The sequence below is a fragment of the Adlercreutzia equolifaciens genome (assembly GCF_029076695.1).
Classification (GTDB): domain Bacteria; phylum Actinomycetota; class Coriobacteriia; order Coriobacteriales; family Eggerthellaceae; genus Adlercreutzia; species Adlercreutzia equolifaciens_A.
Window position 1 is genome coordinate 1 of sequence record NZ_JARFIK010000311.1, and the last position, 309, is coordinate 309.

At 62.5% G+C, this 309-nt stretch carries 1 protein-coding gene; it reads right to left on the reverse strand.

Features of this window, described 5'->3' with window-relative positions:
• Positions 1-126 precede the first annotated feature (126 nt).
• Positions 127-309 (reverse strand): hypothetical protein (locus PZH32_RS12535; RefSeq protein ID WP_275208573.1); only part of this gene is annotated, 183 nt, incomplete at its 5' end.

Consider the following 309-nt stretch of genomic DNA (forward strand, 5'->3'; position numbering starts at 1 on the left):
TCCTCTCTGGCCTGAGCGGCCTAGGTCGTGGCCCGAAGGGCCGGGGCAAACTTCGCACAAAGCGAAGGTGGTTCCAACAGGGGCGGCTTGGGCGCCGCGCGGTCTTGCAGCAGAGCGCCCAAACATCTAGCGCTGAATCGGGTCGTCAGAAATGGGCTTCGACGAGGTTACCGGCGGAGCCGATGATGCTTCGGCGTATTTCTGCTCGAGTTCCTTCAGCGAGGAATCCTCAAAGGTTTCCAACGGCGTGTTCAGGAGTTGCTCCATGCGCTCGGCCTCGCGGTGCTTGGCCTGCTGACGACGACGCAC